The organism is Brevibacillus sp. RS1.1 (assembly GCF_013284365.1).
Classification (GTDB): Bacteria; Bacillota; Bacilli; order Brevibacillales; family Brevibacillaceae; genus Brevibacillus; species Brevibacillus brevis_D.
Map to the genome: position 1 here is coordinate 72,425 of NZ_JABSVA010000005.1, position 19,742 is coordinate 92,166.

Consider the following 19,742-nt stretch of genomic DNA (forward strand, 5'->3'; position numbering starts at 1 on the left):
GAGGTTCGCGCCATGCATACCAAACAGGAGATTCTGGAAAAATTGACCGGGATTCAATCCTCGCGAAAAAGCTATTACAGTGAGCTCGTCTATCTGATCGAGGAGATGAAAAAGAAAAACAAGCAGCTCGCCGTCATTAACCAGCTGACACAAATCCAGATCAACGCCACCTGGCAACAAACAACTAGTTATATCGCCGCCCAGCTCTCGCAAATTCTCATATTCGAGCATTTTGCCCTGACCATCGTGAAAGGAGGCATGCTCTCCTCCTATCTCGCCACGTGGAATGACGGAGATTGGCAATGCCATACGCTGACACAGAACATTGCAGTAGAAGCCCATGTGCTCACCGAACAGGTTCATCTTACCATTGCCGAAGTGCTGCCTGAGCATCATGCCACCTCTGTTCCACTGCGCAGCCAATTAAATCAGACCTTTGGTTTTCTGACACTCTTACGCCAAACAAAGCAGCCAGTCGATCGGGACGAAGCCGAATTGATCCAGCTTGTCGCCAGCCATGTCGGCGTCGTCGTAGAAAACAGCCTGCTATTTCAAGACGTGAATGAAAAAATCAAAATCGAAGCCCAACTGATTCAATCCGCAAAAATGGCTGCGATTGGCGAGATGGCTGCGGGCATTGCCCATGAGCTAAACAGTCCGCTCACGGCCATCCTCGGAAACTCTCAATTGTTCATGCGCGAGATGACAGATGCAGATGCACCAGAGGCTCCTCTGATGAAAGACATCTATCAATGCGGGGTGCGCTGCAAAAAGATCATTCAAAACCTGCTCACCTTCTCACGGCAGGAAGAGTACTTGTTTTCCACTACCTCTATTGACGAGGTCGTAGAGGACGTACTGGGGCTAATTGGCTACCAGCTATCTGTTTCCGGCTTGACCATAACCCGGGAAATGCACGAGCCTCCTCTGCTGTTTCATGGAAGTCGTCATCAGATTGAGCAAATTGTGATCAATCTCCTGTTAAATGCACGGGATGCTGTGGCAGGCAAGGAAGCTCCACACATCGTCATCCGTTCCTTCCTCGTACAAGAGGAGAATAGCTCTTACGTAGGCTTATCCGTGTACGATAACGGTACAGGCATTTGTGAAGAGCAGCTTTCGCAGATTTTTCAGCCCTTCTTCTCGACGAAGGAACGGACAAAAGGGACTGGTCTCGGGCTTTCCGTCAGTCTTGGAATTGCAGAAGCACACGGTGGGAAGCTGTTTGCCGAAAGTGTGGAGGGAGAGTACAGCAAGTTTACGATGCTTTTGCCACTGTTAGCTGACGAGGAGGACAACGATGGAGAAAAAACGGATTTTGATCGTGGATGATGAAACAGAAGTGACTACCTTTTTCACCTATTTTCTCAAGAAAAAGGACTGCGATATCGTCGTTGCCAATTCTGGCAAGGACGTGGAACGGCTGCTTCACTCGGATTCTACCGGCTTTCACGCTGCACTCGTGGACCTGAAGCTGCCAGATGCCGACGGGTTGACGCTGCTCAAACAGATCAAGGCCGTATTCCCCGCCTGTGAAGTCTTGATCATGACGGGCTTCAGTACGATTAAATCGGCTGTGACAGCGATGCAATGGGGCGCTCGCGATTACTTGGAAAAGCCTTTCGACGATCTGGACAGTCTGGAGCAGGTCATCGACGCGGTGCTCTCCCCTTCCAGCAAACACAGCGATCACCTATCCCAAGAAGCCGCCCAATATGGTATCGTGTATTCATCTGACAGTCCGATGGCTAATGTGACCGCAATTGCCAAAAAATTAGCAAAAAAGGCGATCCACGTCCTTATTGAGGGCGAAACGGGTACCGGCAAGGAGCTGATGGCCCGTTTTCTCCACGGAGCAAGCAATCGCGCCCAGCAGCCTTTTGTCGCTTTTAACTGCGGGGCCGTCCCGGAATCCTTGCTGGAAAGTGAGCTGTTCGGCTATGAAAAGGGGGCTTTTACCGGAGCGCTCAAATCACGCAAAGGCTTGTTCGAGCTGGCACATAACGGAACGCTGTTTCTCGATGAGATCGGAGAGGCTCCCCCTTCTATCCAAGTGAAGCTCTTGCGGACGCTGGAGACGGGAGAGTTCATGCGGGTCGGTGGCGAACAGATCGGTCAGAGCAATATTCGCTTTATTTCTGCTACCAACCGCGATTTGGAGCATGAAGTCGAGATGAATCGTTTCCGCAGTGATCTGTTGTATCGTCTGGAAGGGATCAAGCTGTCGATTCCTCCTCTTCGCGAACGCCTTCAGGATATCCCCACAATCGCGCGCTACTACTTGCAAAAACGCAGTGGAGAGCCATGTGAAATCGAGCAGGATGCCATTGAGGTCTTGCAGCGCTACGATTGGCCAGGCAATATCCGCCAACTGATCAACGTACTCAATCAAACCATCGCGTTGCACGAATGCGAGCGACTGCGTGCCGAGCATTTGCCAGCGAATTTGCGGAGCCGCACGATACAGGTGCAGTCGCCCACTGTCCCCAAACGGATCGAGCACGTTATTGATCACGAATGCGAGCGCTTTGTCGATACGATCAGTCGCCTTGTCACCTCTGTAAACGGGATCGACTTCGATTATTTGATCAAGCGGATTAAACAGCTCGAAGGCGAGATCGGGCGAACGATTATCGAAAAGGGCTTGACCGAAACGAATGGAAACAGACAGCTTTTAAGCAAAAAATTAAACATCACCAAACGGACGATTCGCTACATTTTGAACGAAAAAGCATAACGTCTGCATTGGCGCATCTAGGAGGCATTCACGTCGTGGTTCCCGAAAAACCTTTCTCGACCCTAAAAAAAATCCCTGCTGACTTCTCTCTATCTGCCGTTATTGTAGGACTCATCGCCACGATGGTCTCCTATGCAGGACCATTGCTGATCGTCTTCCAAGCTGCCAAGGGTGCAGGACTCAGCGATGCTGTCCTCGCCTCTTGGATTTGGGCCATCTCGATTGGGAGCGGCTTGACGTGTATTGTGCTCAGCATCTGGTTTCGTACCCCGATCATTACGGCTTGGTCGACTCCGGGGGCCGTTCTGTTAGTCACCAGCTTGACGGTATACTCCTTTCCCGACGCGATTGGCGCGTATATTTTTTCGGCCGTGGTCATTACGCTCGTCGGTGCTTCCGGTTTATTTTCCGTCTTGATGAAATACGTCCCGCAATCGATTACGACCGCCATGCTCGCGGGGATTCTCCTGTCTTTTGGCGTAGAAGTCTTTGTTTCCATGCAGCACCTGCCTGCATTGGCTCTGCCGATGATCTTTTGCTATTTGTTCGCCAAACGCTGGTCGCCACGGTATGCGGTCGTGCTTACGCTTTTCGTCGGCTTGGGTGTCGCTTTTCTTTTGGGGCGTTTGCAAATGGACAATGTCCAGATGTCCCTCGTCCAGCCCGTCTTTACGATGCCGACGTTTTCTCTCGATGCGATCATCGGCTTGGGGATTCCATTGTGCATCGTCGCGCTTGCCTCGCAGAACGCTCCAGGAATTAGCGTTTTAAAAGCAGACGGGTACGATACACCTGCTGGACCGCTCGTAACGACAACTGGCATCGCGTCGCTCTTGCTCGCTCCTTTTGGTTCACCAGGAATTAATCTCGCAGCAATTACAGCGGCTATTTGCACGGGAAAAGAAGCTCATCCGGATCATACCAAGCGCTACATTGCCGGAATTGCCTGCGGGGGCTTTTACTTACTCTTCGGGATGTTTGGCGCTACGATGGCTTCGGTGTTCGCTGCTTTGCCCAAAGAATTGATTGCTGTCATCGCTGGCTTGGCTCTGTTTGCCTCGCTCAGTTCCAGCCTCGCACAGGCGATGAGCGAAGCGAAGGAACGGGAATGCGCCTTGGTTACGTTTCTCGTCACGATTTCCGGCATCTCCATTGGCGGAATCGGCGCTGCTTTCTGGGGCTTGATTGCGGGGGTGATCACTCATCTGATTTTGAATGGCAATGTGAAAAGCTGGTATGGGAAAAAGAAGAATACGCAGCCGTTGGCATAGCTGCCTGAACGTGAGGAGAGAGTCCCGTGAAAAAATGGTTTGGTGTCATTACTCTTTCAGCTTTCCTTCTAGCGATCAGCTCTGCTTGCACGACGAAGGAGTCCACACACTCCTCAAGTGGTTTTGCGCTATCGAAAACTTTTTCATCCACAGAAGAAATCACCCAATGGGTATGAAGTAGCCGTGGACAACATGTTTCAAAACCTCACCGATCACCAGATTAAGGCACCGAGTATAAGAACGTGTTTGTATCAGACGAGATTCCCTCTATTACGGAAGAGAAGGTACTGAATGCAATCTAAGAAACGGCTCCTCGAATGCATCTGAGGAGCCGTCTTATATGTTCCCTGAAAACTAGCGGTAAAACCCTTGTTCCTCTGCGTAATTTCCCCAATGCGGGCGGCTACCATCTCGATCCGTAAAAAAATACTCGTCCGACAAGCCCCATGTACTGAGCGTTTTCCCTGTTTTTTCTGCGACTGCCGGGTCCGAAGCCAGCGCAACCACTGCTCGACCGATGTACGTCGGTGTTTCCGACATGAGGAAGTGCTTGTCTTGCTTCGCTGCCTCTCTCCACGTCTCTTCTGTCACGCCAAATTGATCGAGCATCGCTTCTGAGCGCAGGAAGCCCGGTGTTAAAGCCAACGCGGTAACCCCGTGCGGGCGCAGGTCCTCTGCCATCGACACTGCTAGATGAATCGTCGAGATTTTTGCCAAGCTGTAGTACAGATTTCCGCGGTACCGATAGTCGATTCCGTCCGTGATCTCGATAATCAGCCCTTTTTTCTGTGCGACCATGAGAGGAACCGCATAGTGACTGGTAATCATATGCGTACGAATAGCGCGTTCTTGCATCAATAGCCCGTCTGCCAATGGCTGCTCCCAGAACGGCGTCCCCCAGTGAGTCAACGGATCTCCACCCCAGATGTCATTGACCAAAAGATCGAGTTGTCCATTTTGCTCCACCTTTACTCGCTCAAAGAATGCTTTTACCTCTTGTTCCTGCGTATGATCGACTCGCACAGCGATCCCGTTTCCGCCGCTTGCCGTCACGAGCTCTGCTGTCTCTTCAATTGTCTCCTGTCGTGCCATATCAGAGTGCTGACCACGCACCGTGCGTCCCGTCACATATACCGTCGCCCCTACCTCTCCCAGACTGACCGCAATCCCCCGTCCTGCTCCTCTTGTACCGCCTGCTACCACCGCTACTTTCCCCTGTAATGGTTTCATTCGTCATGCCTCCTTGATCGATTCATACATGAAGCATAACAAAGTAAATATGACAACTGCTGTCATATTCGTTACGATACAATCAAAGTAATGTTGTTCTTACTTCTAGGAGGGCTTTTTATGCGGGCAGATCGACTCCTTACGATTTTGTTACTCTTGCAAAACCACGGTCGTATGACTTCCAAGCAATTAGCTGAAAGGCTGGAGGTGTCCGAGCGAACCGTTCATCGTGATATGGAGGCTTTGAGTGCGTCAGGCGTTCCCGTCTATGCGCTGCGCGGTGCAGATGGGGGCTGGGCATTGGCAGAAGGGTATCGCAGTAATTTGACCGGAATGAAAATAAATGAGCTGCAATCACTGTTAGTAGCGTCCCCCGCTGCCTTGTTGAATGATCTCGGGCTGCATGAAAACTATGAAGCTGCTTTTCTCAAGCTGCTATCCGCGCTGCCAAAAACGGTTCAGCAGGATGCTATCCACGTACGTCAGCTCCTTCATATCGATGGGGCTGGCTGGCATGAATCGACGGAGACATTTCCGTTCTTGTCTACAGTTCAAGATGCCGTATGGCTCTCCCGCAAGCTGTTCATTCGTTACATGCGCGAAGATGTGGCCGTAGAGCGCATTGTCTGCCCGCTCGGACTCGTCGCCAAGCGAAGCATTTGGTATTTGGTCGCAAAAGTGGACGAGGACATGCGGACGTACCGGATTTCACGACTATTGGATGCACAACTCCTGGATGATGGCTTCGTCCGCCCCAGTGATTTCGACCTCGCTTCTTATTGGGAACAATCCACAATGGACTTCAAATCCAGCCTCCCACGTTATCCTGCGCGGTTACTCGTTAAAAAAGGAACGTTACCTGCTGTAAAACAGGAGCGTTATATAAAAATAGCTTCCACCCAAGCCGCAACAGACGACTGGATGGAAGCAGAGGTTGAATTTCATACACTTGCATCAGCATGCTCGCTAGTGCTCAGCTTCGGTCCGCACATTCAAGTGCTGGAGCCACAAGAACTGAAACGTGAGGTCCTAGAGCAGGTGCGTGTTATACTTGGCCTGTACGAGGTCCCGAATTAGCAAGGACTTTTGTTTCTCGTCCGTATATGAGCAGGACGATTGCTCCCACGATCAGCACCGCGGTAAACATACTAAAAATGAACGTGTAGCTGTAATGATGCGACGAGTAGTAACCGACGAGATACGGCGCGATAATACTGCCGATTCTTCCGACACCGGATGCCATACCGGAACCGGTAGCGCGCAGCGGTGTCGGATAATTTTCCGGCGTGTACGCGTACAAAGCACCCCAAGCACCCAGATTGAAGAAAGACAAGAAGGCTCCCGTCACCAACAGTTCCATGGTGCCACTGCTTTGTCCAAAAGCGAACGCCATCACACCAGTCATAAACAAGAAGGTCGCCAGCGTCCATTTCCGTCCCCATTTTTCCACGAGATAGGCTGCCGCGAAATAACCTGGCAGTTGGGCCAACGTCATGATCAGTACGTACTGGAAGCTTTTGATCATTGTAAAGCCTTTGTCGACCAATACAGATGGCATCCATAGAAACATGCCGTAGTACGAGAACGCAATTGCAAACCAGACGACCCACAGCGTAATCGTCTCAGTGCGATGAGACGTCAACAGCTTTCCAACCGGAATCTTTTCGGCCTGCTTTTGAAACTGCGGAGATTCAGGAATACTCCTCCGAGCGAACCAGGCGTACACAATGGGCAACGCCCCGATCATGACAGCCACGCGCCAGCCATAGTCCGGAATGATGAAATACGATATGACGGCTGCCGCGATCCAACCGACCGCCCAAAAGCTCTCCAACAGCACAACCGTACTTCCTCGCTTCTCCGGTGGCGCAAACTCGTTTACCAGCGTTGAGGCTACTGGCAGCTCGGCACCCAGACCGAGTCCCATCAGGAAGCGGAACAGCAGCATGGTCGCAAAGCCTGTTGCGAAAGCGCTCGCAAAACTCGCCAAACCAAACAAGATCAGGGTTAGCAAAAACACTGGCTTGCGGCCAATTCGGTCAGCCAAATAGCCACCTGCAATCGCTCCAATCGCCATCCCGACGAGATTGCCCGTCCCGAGCAACCCGGCCTCTTCCCCCGTCAAACCCCATTCCTGTCGTAATGCCACCATAATAAAAGATAAAAGTGCAACATCCATGGCATCGAACATCCAGCCAAAACCGGCTGCCCAAAAAACTTTTTTGTAAGGCTTTGACATTCTCTTTCCCTGCTTTCCTTTCTTTTGCGCATGATCTTCACGCCTAGTTATCATTTCACTTTTTCGTCCAATATCCTGCTCGTGGAAAGAAGTTCGACTATTGTGATAGTAGGTGCAGTCCCATGATTCGTACGACCGCCATTTTAAAATAAGGGATTCTTGTTCTCTTATTTAAGGAAGCCCCTGAATGAATCTATTCATGAGCAAAGAAAGAGAAATCAAGATGGGAGGGTCGTCCGGATGAGGCACATGAAGAGTAACCTGCTGATGAGGGACGATCGCAGTTGGTGTGACAATGATTGGTTTCTTGGAACGTGTTCGCAAGGTCTCGTACGGCAAGAGAAAATCCATCGCCTGCATGCCCCAGGCAACAGATGTCGCCATCAAGTAATACGTGCCCGGCTTGACATTGGTAAAACAAAAATCTCCTAACGAGGGCAGCAATGTTCCGTATAAAGGAAGACCTTCTGGAATCGGCTTGGCAAACAATCCAATCAAAATGACGCCTTGAAAAGGCTCTGTGGACTCGATTGTCCCTGCAATGGTCATCGGTCGCTCAGGGGCCGGATGTAACCGCCTCCACTCTGTCAACTGCTGCAAGGAACGAAGTCGGTCTTCCGCTAGCTGAGCCGTTTCTCGAAATTCGCTAGGCGATACCCCGACACGCTCCGTAAAACGGGTAGAGAACGTACCCAGACTCTGCTGACCAATTTCCAGACCAATGTCCCGAACACTCATGTTTGTGCGTAGCAGTAAATCCTTTGCTCTTTGGAGTCGCATAGTCGATACGTAATAAAGAGGTGGGAGACCGATTCTTTCTTTAAAAATTCGCGCAAAATGATACTGACTATACGCAACATGATTCGCCAATCGAGAAAGTGGCAAAGGCTCGTCTAAATGCCGATGTATATAAGCAATCACTTCGTCAATTTCGGTATACCTGTCCATCAATCGAGCTACTCCCTCCCTCTTCTGCACAGCGAAATACAGAACGTTTGTTCTGAAATAAAATTTACCATATTTTTCTGAACAATGGAAGGAGTAAATTGCAGCAGTTACGCTTTCGCTTTTTGCAAACGGATTTCGTCCAGAAACGCTTGCATCGTGTTCGTTACAAATGAATCTTTTCTACGAATAAAAACGGTTGTCACCTCATGATAAGGCTCCGGGATGCGATGAATATGAACCGTTCCGCTCTCGACCAAGTGATGTACGGCCGACTTCGGCAAAATGGTAATACCGATCCCCGCTGCTACGCCCCCGATAATGGTCTCAAACGTTCCGAACTCCATCACTTTTTTCGGAATCAAGCCCTCTACCTTCATCCAGGTCTCTAACCGTTCTCGATACCCGCAGCCCTTTTTGTAGAGCAAAAGAGCTTTCCCTGTGATATCACTGGCGGTGAAGGAACTGTTTTTCGTTACCAACACCAGCTCCTCTTGAAATACTTGCTCCTGCTCGATCAAAGGATGGTTGATTGGTCCACTCACGAACGCTCCATCCAGCGCGAGATCCAATACTTTTTGTAGCAAATGCTCTGTCACGCCCGCCTTCAGTGAAAGATCCACATGCGGATACTGGCTGCAATACGAGGATAGCAACCTCGGAAGGGCATTGATCGTCTCGACCATCCCAACCTCCAGCACCCCGGACGGCTCGGAAGCCCGATGAAAGTACTTTTGCATTTCTTCGAATTTGGCGATGATCTCTCGTGAATATTCGAGCAGGCGCTTCCCTTCCGTATTCAAGGTCATGCCTCGCTTGTTGCGATAAAACAAAGGTGTCCCCAGCTCTTTTTCCAGCAGCTTAATCCGCGCCGTCACATTCGACTGAACGTAGCTCAGCTCGGCTGCGGTCTTGCTCACGCTGCCCAATGTGGCGACCATCTGGAATATTTTCAAATCATTGATCTCCACGTTTCTCCCCCTCTTTTCATCCATCACTGAAAATGATACATAAAGTTATTATCAATCATTATACTAACATATTTCTATCCAGTATGATGTGGTAAGTCAACATCTAAGCATCTAAGAGAAAGTTCAAAAAGACGTCTTTTTGAACACATAGGAAAAGGGAGAAATCGCATAATGAACAAGCAACTACTTTTGGGGTCTATTTTCTGCATGGTCGCCAGTATGTCATGGGGGGCGATGTTTCCAGTTGCGCACATCGCACTGCAAGAGATCGATCCATTTTACTTCTCATTTCTTCGCTATTTTTTCGTAACGGTCATTTTGTGCGGTTTGCTCTGGGCAAAAGAAGGCTTGTCTGCTTTTCGTTTTGAGGGGCGCGGGAAGTCTCTGCTGTTTTTTGGAACAATGGCGTTTACCGTCTACAATATGGGAGTATTTCTCGGGCAGGATTTGATGGGAGAGCCAGGCACGATTGCCGCGTCCATTATGGAAGTGCTCATGCCGATGATCTCGATTGTACTTTTGTCCATTACTACTAGAAAGCTGCCGCCGTCCTATACGTTGGCGACGATTCTCGTAGCCTTGGTCGGCGCTGTCCTTGTGATTACCAATGGCAATCTTACCTTCTTTACTACTGCAAGTGAGCATTTGATCCCGTTGGTCTTCATTTTCATCGGTGTCGTGGGTTGGGTTGTCTACTCGATCGGCGGCGGGCGTTTTAACACGTGGTCCACGCTTCGCTACTCCACGTTGACGTGTCTCTTGGGAACAGGAGTGAATTTCGTGATTGTCACGACTTCCTCACTCTTTCAATGGCTTCCGGTTCCTACAGTCGAAACGGTGATGTCCATCAAATACGAAATGGCGTTCATGGTTCTTTTACCCGGCTTTGTCGCTCTTTTGAGCTGGAATGCAGGCATTAAGCTGCTCTCTCCGCTCAACGGCATTTTGTTTATCAACCTGGTTCCGATCACGACCTTTGCCATGATGGCGTTTCAAGGATATGAGATCAGTCGTTACGAATTGTGCGGCACCTTGCTCGTGATCCTGGCCCTGATCGGGAACAACCACTTCCAAAGAAAGCAACTCCAATACCGTTCCGTCACCAAGCAACAGCCGAGTGGAAGAAAAGTTCCGTCCATGTAGTCTAAAAAAAGGAAGGATAGAAATTCAGGAAGCCCCTGAATCTCTATCCTTTTTTCTATCGATGGTCGCCGCTACCCCTGCGTGATGCATACATGTTTAACAGAAGTGATCCGAATATTGTCCGACTAATACCTTCGTCGTTTCAATCCAGAGCTTGCGGTGCAAAATCGTCGGCCCCAATCTTCTTTCCATAAACCGCAGCATGGGCTCGTTGTCATGCTCGATAAAGCAAATGCCAAAAGGAAACGCTGGCTGCGCCTGTGCAATGGTTTTCATCAAAAGCGTAATTCCTCTTGCCTGCTTCTGATACTTTTCCTGGACAAACATCGTTTTGTATAAAAGCAGATTCCCAGCCATTCGCTGTACGATCACCCAGCCAATGACTTTCCCCTGATAACGCAAGCCTGTACTGTAATCGGGATCGAATTTTCCTTCTTCAAAAAATGGCGACAAAAGCGACGTGTACCATTGCCCTTCACCTTGCTCAATTTCTAGACGCTCTGCTGGGGTCAGGTCTTTCCACGGAAAGAGGGTAAAACCTTCAGGAAGAGACAGCCTCTCTACCCACTGGCACTCTCCCAGCCGCATCGAGCCGAGTGTGTACATAAAGGTTTTTACCTTTGGCAACTGCCAGCCTTCCCTGATCGCAATTTTGGAGAGCCATGGAAAATCTTGTGCTTTGATGAAACCAGCAAACTGTCCGTCGCTGATACCTTGCTCTCTCATTTTTTGCTCAGCGTGCCACAACAGCTTCATGCCCATTCCCCGTCGTTGATGCCCCTCTGCTACCACAAGCTCGATGATCTTGGCCTGTCCTTCGCTTACAGCGGATCGCCCCAAAACGATGCCCGCAGGCTGATTGTTGTTAGAAGCCCCGAATCCCCAAACAGATGAACTGTTGATCTGGTCCAGCCACTCCAGGTGCTTGGGGTGCACCAACGATTTATACGCCCGTGCAGTGCTAGCAGTCAGTTCTTCTAGTTGCAATGTTCGTACCTCCTCGATGGACTTTGGCTTACTCATTGCTTGGGTTTTACAGATGCTGTTGCTGTACCTTGTATGAGGTTCCCAGCCTTATCCCTTATGAAGCCTGGCTCAAAGGAAACCTTGCTCTGTTCTGTGATGAGAGACCCGAACATGTTGTAGAACGTATCCTGGAACGTCACGCGAATGGTGTTTCCTGATACCTGGAATCTGGCATACCCCGTCACTTCTCTCTTGTCGTCAAAATTCCCGGAAGGTGAGAATAACAACCGCAAATTGGGATTTGGGTCATTACGAAGTGGCTCTGACGCCGACAATGTATAGGTTGTTCCCTCTTCGGTAACGGCTGGGGACAATTGTGGGTTTGTAGCATCAAACCCGACACCGATCTCCTCTGTATCCAGTAAATCTTGGCCGCGATACAGCTTGAACACTGCATAAGAGTTGTCATCTTCTGTAACCGCTGGTTTGGCCTTAAACGTCACTCCATATTCTCCATGGGTCATTTCCAGTAAAGACTCGTCGACCTCGACGGTGATGTACTCCTTTTCATTGATGACAAAACGATCTAACTGCTTGTCATAGTTGTACGAGAGAGGCTGGTTTTTTACAGATACCTCAAGATATTCGCTCAATGCCCTTTTGTCCATTGCTGGCTCCCATTTGTCGCCAATCGTAACTTGACGGTTCTGAGTCGGAGCAATTGGCAGCTCGATCTTTGCATCCGGCCAACGATCTACGCGTGGATTGTTGAACAACATTTGTGCTTTTTCTACATAGGACATCCAGTGTGTTTTTTCTGGACCTTCACGCAGAAGCTCGACCTTGGAATAGGCTGCGTCGATCATTTCCTGCGTGACCTTGGGCCTTAGTTCGATCATATCATTCGTTGTAAAAAGTCCCTCAACTGCTCGCTTCACTTCCTCCGGGAGATTATTCCCTTGATCAAATAACTCCTGTGCTTTTTGGATGTCTGCCAACAGCAATACCTTTGCCTCCGAACCATCCTTTAGCTTATCTACCTTTTCCTTCGCTGCATGGATTGTGCTTTGTGTCACTTCCGGTTTTAGTGCTGCCTGATTTGCATCGGTGAACAGGTCACGCACGGCTTTTTTGGCTTCAACGAGCAGCAAGTCGTCATACTGGTCCTGTGCCTTCTCGATATCGGCTAGCAGACCTGGCTTTTCCTGCACGCTATTATCCAGACCTTCGACCAGCTTCTTGGCATCATCGATCTGTTTCTGGGTCGTTCCTTCCCGCAGCTCCTCTTTCTTTCCATCCGTAAACAGCTCTTCAACAGCTCTCTTCGCCTTTAGCAGAGCCGGGATCGGTGGAGGATCGATTGGGGACGGAATCATAATGACGGGGTCTCTGAAACGGATGGAAAAACTGTCACTTTCGACATCTTTCTGTGCTCGTTTGATGTTTCGCTTGTCTATCGTGAAGCTGACCTCTTTTACAGTGTCCGCGACGGTATGCTTTTTGGCCTGTCCCGTGAACAAAATGATGAGCTCGTCGTCGCTCTCTTGGTTGACCTCAATATCCAGCCCCTCAGGCAGATTATGTACTTCGATATCATCGGCTGATAGTTCACCAAGGAACTTGCCATTTGATAGCTTGAGCGTTTGTTTGGCTGTGATGCTGCCATCATTTGCCCCTGCTTCTTCTATCACTGTCTCGCTGACAGAAAGCGCTGGCAAATCAGGCAGCTCGGCTCCATCTACGGCTATCTCAAAGACGGCTTCTGCATCGTCCATTTTTGCTGTAATTTCAACGAGTCCTTCGTTCTTGGCTGTTACCTTGCCCTCGATGTTGACGAACGCAATTCGTTTATTGCTAGAGCTCCAGAGCAACTCCCGTCCCGTAACGATACGGTTATTTTCATCGAATGCAACGGCGACCAGCGGCAACGATTTATCCGTACGATCTTTGGTAGATAGCTGGGCATCCTCTGCGACCGCTACCAGCTCGATCCGCTCTGCTTTTGTCCCTTTTTCCGCAATTACGTATGGTTCAAATTCTTCTTCTTCACCGTCATACTGCAAGCGCAGGGAAACCGTCTGTTCTTTTTTCGTGGCACGAATCGGTGAAAAACTGAGCAATACAAGCTGCTCTTTCTCCAGCCAAATAAAATTTATGATTTTGATCCGTGTAGGATTTCGATCATCTATAGCGGCCGTCAAACGGAAATTCTTTGCAGCAGGTGCCTTGTCTGGAGCATTCTCCAATCGATAGGCAATAAAACCATTCGTCGCTGTGTGCCCCTCTGACTCTAGCAAGGACTCCCATGACTGGTTCTTTTCTACTACTACTTCCTCTGATGCCTCTCGTACTTCCCTATCCGTTTGCTCTTCTGCTACGGAAGCGCTGGCTGTCCCAATTGTCTGGATCTCTTTAATCGGATAGGAAACGGCTGCATAGGCATTGCCGACAAAAGAAAGCAAAAAACCCGTAGATACAACCGCTGTTAGGATTGTTTTGGCTTTTGGCTGCTGTTTGCCCATATGTAAATACCCCCTCTTTTTCTTTTGTATGACAAAATCATGCAAACTAATGCTATCAGAGGGGAAAGTGAAAAAAACCTAACAAAAGTTAGGTTTTTGACGTTCTTTTTTTAGACGAGTAACAGATCGATAAAAGATGCTTGATCCAGATTCCCGAAAAACTCCTGCAGATTGATGTCGGCGAGTCTCTCACTGATTGAGGAGCGATCGTACGGCGTATCTCGTAGCACGGCTTCCAGCTCCGCTATATCACGTACACCGAAGAAATCTCCGTATATCTTCGCTTCTTTCATTTTGCCCTTTTCAATATCAAGCTGGATCTCCACGGTACCGATATCGAAACGTTTGGATTGACGGTAATTGCTTTTCGGTGACTTACCGTAGTTCCACTCCCAAGTCTGGTAACGGGAACGGGAAAGCTCGTGAATGTTCTCCCAGTCCTTTTCAGTCAGCTTGTATTCTTCGATCTCTCCTTCTCCAAAAATCGAACGGAGAACCGCCAGACGGAACTCTTCAATGGTCATCTTCGTCTCCAAAAACTCTGAGATGTTGGCGACACGGCTGCGAATCGATTTGATCCCTTTGGACTGGATCTTCTCTGCGTTTACCTTGAGAGCAGACACGACGTTTTCCATCTCCGAATCAAAAAGCAGCGTGCCGTGGCTGAACATGCGTCCTTTGGTCGAATACTGTGCGTTGCCAGAAATTTTCCGTTCCCCGACCTGTATGTCATTTCGTCCTGTCAGCTCTGCTTCTACCCCTAATGTTTTCAAGGCTTGTACCACAGGAGCCGTGAATTTGCGGAAATTGTGGAAGGACTCGCCATCATCATTTGTTATAAAACTGAAGTTGAGATTGCCCAGATCGTGATAAACAGCACCACCGCCAGACAGTCTGCGAACGACGTGGATATGGTTTTCTTCTACATAAGTCGCATTAATCTCCTCAATAGTGTTTTGGTTTTTTCCGATAATAATAGAGGGTTCATTGATATAAAACAGCAAATAGTCTTCACTGTTGGGCAAATGCTTCAGGGCGTACTCTTCTATCGCCAAATTAATGCGCGGATCTGTAATCCCTTGATTATCGATAAATTTCATGAGAGAGCCTCCATCCGTAAGCGTTCTATCTTCCTAATCATACCACTTCCTGCCGGTCTGTACTGCTTTCGAATCTGCTCATGTATGAAGCATTATTTCCTAATCTAATTTTTTTGTTGATTTTTTAAAAATCCTCTATAAAAACGTTTTCAGATTGTCGATAATTGACGTAAGTCTAGGGGCAATCATCTTGGTGTTTTCTTTTCTAGATAAAATACTATGGATCAACGAGGTGTTCTTTATGAAAACAGCCAAGTTCTCCCGTTCAAGCTCTCTGCGAACTAAGCTCGTCCTGTTATGTCTCCTGTTATTGGCACTTCCTTGCCTTAACATCGGAATTCAGGGCTATTATTCTGCGAGCTACAGCTTGGACGACTTGGGCAGCCGTATCTTAAAAAATAACGTGAACTTGACGATTGAAATGATTGATGTTCTCCAGAAACAGGTCGAAGCTGGAAAAATCAGCAAAGAAGATGCACAAGAGCAAGTAAAACTTCATATCCTCGGCCCCAAACAGTCGGATGGAACCCGCTCGATTAACAAAAATGTCGATTCCGGTGCCAGTGGATACATGTTCGTTCTGGATGAGAAAGGTGTCATGCTGGCCTCTCCTTCCATTGAGGGGAAAAATCAATGGGATGCAAAAGATTCTGACGGTATCTTTTTTACCCAAGAAATGATTAAGCGCGGTCAGGAAGGTGGCGGCTTTACATACTATCAGTGGTCGAAGCCAGTGGAGCCAGATGTTCTCTATCCGAAAATTGCCTATTCCAAGCAAGACCCTCACTGGGGATGGATCGTAAGCGCAAGCAGCTACATGGAAGACTTCAATGCCGCTGCTGAAAGTGTACTGTCTGATTTGCTGCTCGTGCTGGGAATCTCCTTGATCGTCGGATTCGTCGTCTCGTGGTATGCCTCCGGGTTCATTTCCAGACCTATTGCCCTGGTTGCCGAGCGCGTAAAAGAAATTGCCGGTGGTGATCTGTCCGGGAAAGACATCGTCGTAAAAAACCGTGATGAAATCGGACAATTGGTCCATGACGTGACCCATATGACAGAGAATTTGCGCGAGCTCATCTCTCGTGTCCGCACCAGCTCTCTGCATGTCGCTTCTACCTCTGAGGAGTTGACGGCGAGTGCAGAACAGACGAGCAAGGCAACTGAGCAAATTGCCGTCACGATGCAAGAGATCGCCATCGGGGCAGAGGATCAGTCCAAAACGATCGATGGAACGGTCAAGACGATCAACGACATGTCCTCGAGTCTTCAACAAATTGCGTCCAGCTCCGAACAAGTCTCTCTGACAGTCGATACAACGAACATGCTGGTCTCAAACGGCAATGAAGCAATTGTCGGTGCCATCGCTCAAATGAATTCTATCAACACAACTGTCCAAGAGCTGGCAGAATCAATCAAAATGCTTGGTCACCGCTCTTCAGAAATCAGCAATATTGTAGAGGTCATCACCTCGATTGCCGAACAAACGAACCTGTTGGCGCTAAATGCTGCGATCGAAGCGGCCCGTGCTGGAGAGCATGGACGTGGATTTGCTGTCGTCGCCAATGAAGTACGTATCTTGGCTGAGCAATCAGCAAAATCTACCCAGCAAATTAAAGACCTTATTAGCGCGATTCAGGTCGATACGAACAAAGCTGTATACGTAATGCAGACGACGACATCTGAGGTTTCGGCTGGAATCGAAGTCGTACATGAAGCCAGCAAGGCCTTCCAGGAAATCTTGTCTGGAACGACAGAAGTAGCACGTCAGATTCAGCAAGTTACCACTGCCACTCATCACATGACAACCGGAGCAGAGCAAGCCGTCCATTCCGTTGAAGCGATTGCGACCACTGCGGAGACAACGGCTTTCGGAACACAAAACATTTCCGCTGCCGCTGAACAACAATTAGCCTCTATGGAGGAAATCTCGTCCTCTGCTGCTTCCTTGTCAAAAATGGCGGACGAGCTGCATGAATCGATTCAACAGTTTAAGGTGTAAGAATCATCGCTGAAACAAAAAAGGCTGCCTTTGCTGGTCACCCCTGACCTCGCAAACGCAGCCTTTTCCTCTCCCTATCAGCCTATTTAAACCCGTGGCGGTTGCTCCGCTTCCCACGTAATCGAAATCGTCGTCCCTTGCCCGACAGCTGTTTTCACCTCGATTGAACCACCAAACGCTTCCACTAATGCCTTTGTAATGACCATCCCTAGGCCAGAGCCTTCCGTGCGTGACTCGGTGTCTGTGCCACGATAATACCTCTCAAATAGTCGATCTGCTGTTTCTTCATCCATCCCGCTGCCATTGTCGCTAAAAATAAGCAAAGCTGTAGCTGACCCGACTGCTTGTACGCGGATGGACACAATCGTACCGCTCTCGTTGTGAATCAAGGCATTGGCAACCAGATTATCCACGATACGCTGAAACCAAGGCTTGTAGACCAGCATATAAACAGGCTCGGGCGAGGGGGTAAACCGGATGCAGCCTTCCGGGTACAACGGATGTTTTGCTGCTTCCGTAATGGCTTCAGCTGTACAACCATTCAATTCAACGAGCTCGACCGTAGGAGCACCTTGTCCGTTCCTCAATCGATACGTCAACGCCAAATCGTTGATCAAGTCTTCCATATACGCTGACTTGTCCAAAATAATTTTGGCGAAGGTATGTACTTCTTCTGCCGTCCACGTATACTCGGCATTCCCTAATAGATGCGCGTACCCTTTGACAGAGGACAGCGGCGTTTTCAGATCATGGGAAACGCCAGCGATCCACTCATTTCTCAATTGCTCCGTTTCATGACGAAGCTTTTCGTTGCGGTTAAGCGTTTGCGACAAGGAGTCCATCGAATCGATTACATCTTGGTAGATACGGTATTTGCGCTTTCTCTTCCCTCGCTTGTCTTGGCTGAGCGGAACACCATCCGCATTGGCAGGCTCCTCGTACTGCCCCCCACGCAGAAAGGTCAACCACCGTAATACGTGAACAATCGGTGCGCCAAATCGCTGTCCGAACAAGTAGGACACAATCCCGAAGACGAGCATCGCCGACAAGAGCAACATGCCCATCCCGATAAATAGGGCCTTACTTTCCGGTGTCAAAAGCGGTTCTTCCCCGGGAGTCGTTCCTGGCAACGGATAACTGAGTACCCAGGTTTGGCCGCTTTTTTGATCATAATGCGATACGATTGTTGCTCCGTAGCGATCCGGGTATATCGAGCGCAGCGCCAGTTCTTCCACGGTGAAATCCTTGATTGCTTTTGCAGGCTTATTAAAGGAAGCCAGCTCTCCCCCTTTCGGATCTAGGAGCTGTACCCAGCCCGCTTTCCTCTTCAATTGATTTTGGATGCTTGGAGGAAGCAGGATCTCGTTATTTTTATGAGCAGCCTCCTCGATCACCTGTTGCAAGAAGTCATCATCGCGGTTCGTCATCCCATACAGCAAGGTGTGAACCACGCCGTCTTTTTCCTGTATCCATAACGATAACCGATAGGGGAACGGGCTTTTCCGGAGCCAATAAGCCGTTAATTGGCCAGGACCGTAGTAGCTGGGTACGTCAGGCGGGGTAAAAAAAGAATCGGTGACATACCCCTTTTCATCAATCCGCTGAAGCCACCCTCCGCTATCTCGCACCTTCTCCAACAGCTTCGGGTCAAAGCGGATATCCTCTCCCTCTACTTCTATGGTCTGAATCAGCCTCTGCAAGCCGACGCTCTCAAATTCACGTGTGGACTGTACTTTTGACATTTCTTCAAGCGTCCAATATAACGTAAACCCGGCTAGCACAAAGAGAATGAGACCAACCAGCACCAACCACATGACCAGATGGAGCGCAATTCTGCTCTTAATATTCATAAGGAAGGCCCTTTTTCACCATTTTGTACCCGAGTCCCCTGACGTTCACCAAAAACTCTGGCTGCGCTGGATCGGGCTCGATGCGCTCCCGAATCCGATGGATATGTACCATGATGGTGTTGTCGTCACGTAAGCTATTCACGCCCCATACTCGTTCGTACAGCTCACTTTTCGAAAATATCCGATTCGGATTTTTGCACAAAAATAGCAACAGTTGAAAAACAAGGGACGGACAAGGAATGACTTTCCCTTCCACACAGAGCTCCCCTGCTGCTTCATGGACTTGAAACCGCCCAAAATCATAGACCCCTTGAACGGGTGCTGTCGGTACGGCCGCGTTCGTTTTGCGTGTACGGCGAAGCAATGCCTTGATGCGTGCAACGATTTCCATCGGGTTAAACGGCTTCGTCACGTAATCATCCCCGCCAACGGCAAATCCGGTTAGCTTGTCAAAATCGGTATCTCTCGCACTCAAGAACAGAATCGGCGCATCCGTCAGACGGCGGATGAATGGGCAAGCTTCTATGCCACTCATGTTCGGAAGTGTTACGTCCAGAACGATCAGGTCATAGCTTTTTCGTTCGCATGCACAAAGCGCCTCCTCGGATGTTTTCACCTTGTCGATCGAGTGGAATCCTTCTTTGTGAAGTACGGTCTCAAGCAATTGGAGAATCGCTTGCTCATCGTCCACAAGAAGGATAGCTGCATCTTTCACGATCACTTCGCTCCTTTTGCGCTTTTGCGTTATCCTCCATTTTATCATGCGTAG

Annotated in this window: 16 protein-coding genes; 7 read left to right on the forward strand and 9 right to left on the reverse strand. The window is 49.2% G+C overall.

The features are described 5' to 3' along the window. Positions 1 to 12: 12 nt before the first annotated feature. The 4 genes from HP570_RS17490 to HP570_RS17505 are packed head-to-tail and all read left to right on the forward strand — an operon-like array spanning position 13 to position 4,184. Positions 13 to 1,332 (forward strand): sensor histidine kinase, encoded by a 1,320-nt coding sequence (locus HP570_RS17490; RefSeq protein ID WP_173626560.1) that lies wholly within the window; start codon positions 13 to 15, stop codon positions 1,330 to 1,332. Continuing rightward, complete coding sequence (locus tag HP570_RS17495) at positions 1,301 to 2,737, forward strand: sigma-54-dependent transcriptional regulator (protein ID WP_173626561.1); 1,437 nt, start codon at positions 1,301 to 1,303, stop codon at positions 2,735 to 2,737. Before HP570_RS17490 ends, HP570_RS17495 begins: the two co-directional genes overlap by 32 nt. A gap of 35 nt (positions 2,738 to 2,772) precedes the next feature. Next, the gene (locus tag HP570_RS17500) at positions 2,773 to 4,008 is read left to right on the forward strand and encodes a benzoate/H(+) symporter BenE family transporter (protein ID WP_173626562.1); all 1,236 of its coding nucleotides are present in this window, start codon (positions 2,773 to 2,775) and stop codon (positions 4,006 to 4,008) included. A 26-nt stretch (positions 4,009 to 4,034) separates the two neighbouring features. After that, positions 4,035 to 4,184 carry a hypothetical protein gene (locus tag HP570_RS17505; protein WP_173626563.1) on the forward strand — a complete coding sequence of 50 codons (150 nt, stop codon included), beginning with the start codon at positions 4,035 to 4,037 and terminating at the stop codon, positions 4,182 to 4,184. A 178-nt stretch (positions 4,185 to 4,362) separates the two neighbouring features. Here the strand turns inward: HP570_RS17505 and HP570_RS17510 are convergent, their stop codons facing one another. Next, entirely contained in the window at positions 4,363 to 5,238 is an 876-nt protein-coding gene (locus HP570_RS17510) for an SDR family oxidoreductase (protein ID WP_173626564.1), read from the reverse strand. A gap of 120 nt (positions 5,239 to 5,358) precedes the next feature. Between HP570_RS17510 and HP570_RS17515 the strand changes: the two genes are divergently transcribed. Continuing rightward, positions 5,359 to 6,315: a helix-turn-helix transcriptional regulator gene (locus HP570_RS17515; protein WP_173626565.1), complete on the forward strand. Its 957-nt coding sequence runs from the start codon at positions 5,359 to 5,361 to the stop codon at positions 6,313 to 6,315. Here HP570_RS17515 and HP570_RS17520 read toward each other — a convergent pair. The 3 genes from HP570_RS17520 to HP570_RS17530 all read right to left on the reverse strand — a co-directional run bounded on the left by HP570_RS17520 (position 6,284) and on the right by HP570_RS17530 (position 9,393). Beyond that, entirely contained in the window at positions 6,284 to 7,477 is a 1,194-nt protein-coding gene (locus HP570_RS17520) for an MFS transporter (protein ID WP_173626566.1), read from the reverse strand. The two genes, HP570_RS17515 and HP570_RS17520, sit on opposite strands and share 32 nt — an antisense overlap. A 171-nt stretch (positions 7,478 to 7,648) precedes the next feature. Further along, the gene (locus HP570_RS17525; protein ID WP_173605108.1) at positions 7,649 to 8,425 is read right to left on the reverse strand and encodes a helix-turn-helix domain-containing protein; all 777 of its coding nucleotides are present in this window, start codon (positions 8,423 to 8,425) and stop codon (positions 7,649 to 7,651) included. 107 nt (positions 8,426 to 8,532) lie between these two features. Next, complete coding sequence (locus HP570_RS17530; protein WP_015892898.1) at positions 8,533 to 9,393, reverse strand: LysR family transcriptional regulator; 861 nt, start codon at positions 9,391 to 9,393, stop codon at positions 8,533 to 8,535. A gap of 171 nt (positions 9,394 to 9,564) precedes the next feature. Here HP570_RS17530 and HP570_RS17535 point away from each other — a divergent pair, with 171 nt between their 5' ends. Beyond that, positions 9,565 to 10,536: a DMT family transporter gene (locus HP570_RS17535; RefSeq protein ID WP_015892899.1), complete on the forward strand. Its 972-nt coding sequence runs from the start codon at positions 9,565 to 9,567 to the stop codon at positions 10,534 to 10,536. Between the two features lie 96 nt (positions 10,537 to 10,632). On the opposite strand, the gene HP570_RS17540 is transcribed toward HP570_RS17535, so the two are convergent. The 3 genes from HP570_RS17540 to lplA form a co-directional block, all read right to left on the reverse strand. Beyond that, positions 10,633 to 11,523, reverse strand: a complete 891-nt coding sequence (locus HP570_RS17540; protein WP_173626567.1) for a GNAT family N-acetyltransferase — start codon at positions 11,521 to 11,523, stop codon at positions 10,633 to 10,635. 32 nt (positions 11,524 to 11,555) lie between these two features. Beyond that, on the reverse strand, positions 11,556 to 14,024 hold the full coding sequence (locus HP570_RS17545) for a toxin Cry1Ac domain D-VI-related protein (protein WP_173626568.1): 2,469 nt from the start codon (positions 14,022 to 14,024) through the stop codon (positions 11,556 to 11,558). A gap of 110 nt (positions 14,025 to 14,134) precedes the next feature. Then, a complete protein-coding gene (gene lplA, locus HP570_RS17550; RefSeq protein ID WP_173605113.1) occupies positions 14,135 to 15,124 on the reverse strand; it encodes a lipoate--protein ligase in 990 nt (329 codons plus the stop codon). A gap of 241 nt (positions 15,125 to 15,365) precedes the next feature. Here lplA and HP570_RS17555 point away from each other — a divergent pair, with 241 nt between their 5' ends. Further along, positions 15,366 to 17,123: a methyl-accepting chemotaxis protein gene (locus HP570_RS17555; RefSeq protein ID WP_173626569.1), complete on the forward strand. Its 1,758-nt coding sequence runs from the start codon at positions 15,366 to 15,368 to the stop codon at positions 17,121 to 17,123. Positions 17,124 to 17,209: 86 nt separating this feature from the next. Here HP570_RS17555 and HP570_RS17560 read toward each other — a convergent pair whose 3' ends face one another. Further along, positions 17,210 to 18,973 carry a sensor histidine kinase gene (locus HP570_RS17560; protein WP_173626570.1) on the reverse strand — a complete coding sequence of 588 codons (1,764 nt, stop codon included), beginning with the start codon at positions 18,971 to 18,973 and terminating at the stop codon, positions 17,210 to 17,212. Beyond that, on the reverse strand, positions 18,963 to 19,688 hold the full coding sequence (locus HP570_RS17565; RefSeq protein WP_142497178.1) for a response regulator transcription factor: 726 nt from the start codon (positions 19,686 to 19,688) through the stop codon (positions 18,963 to 18,965). The genes HP570_RS17560 and HP570_RS17565 overlap by 11 nt, the downstream gene beginning before the upstream one ends. Positions 19,689 to 19,742 lie beyond the last annotated feature (54 nt).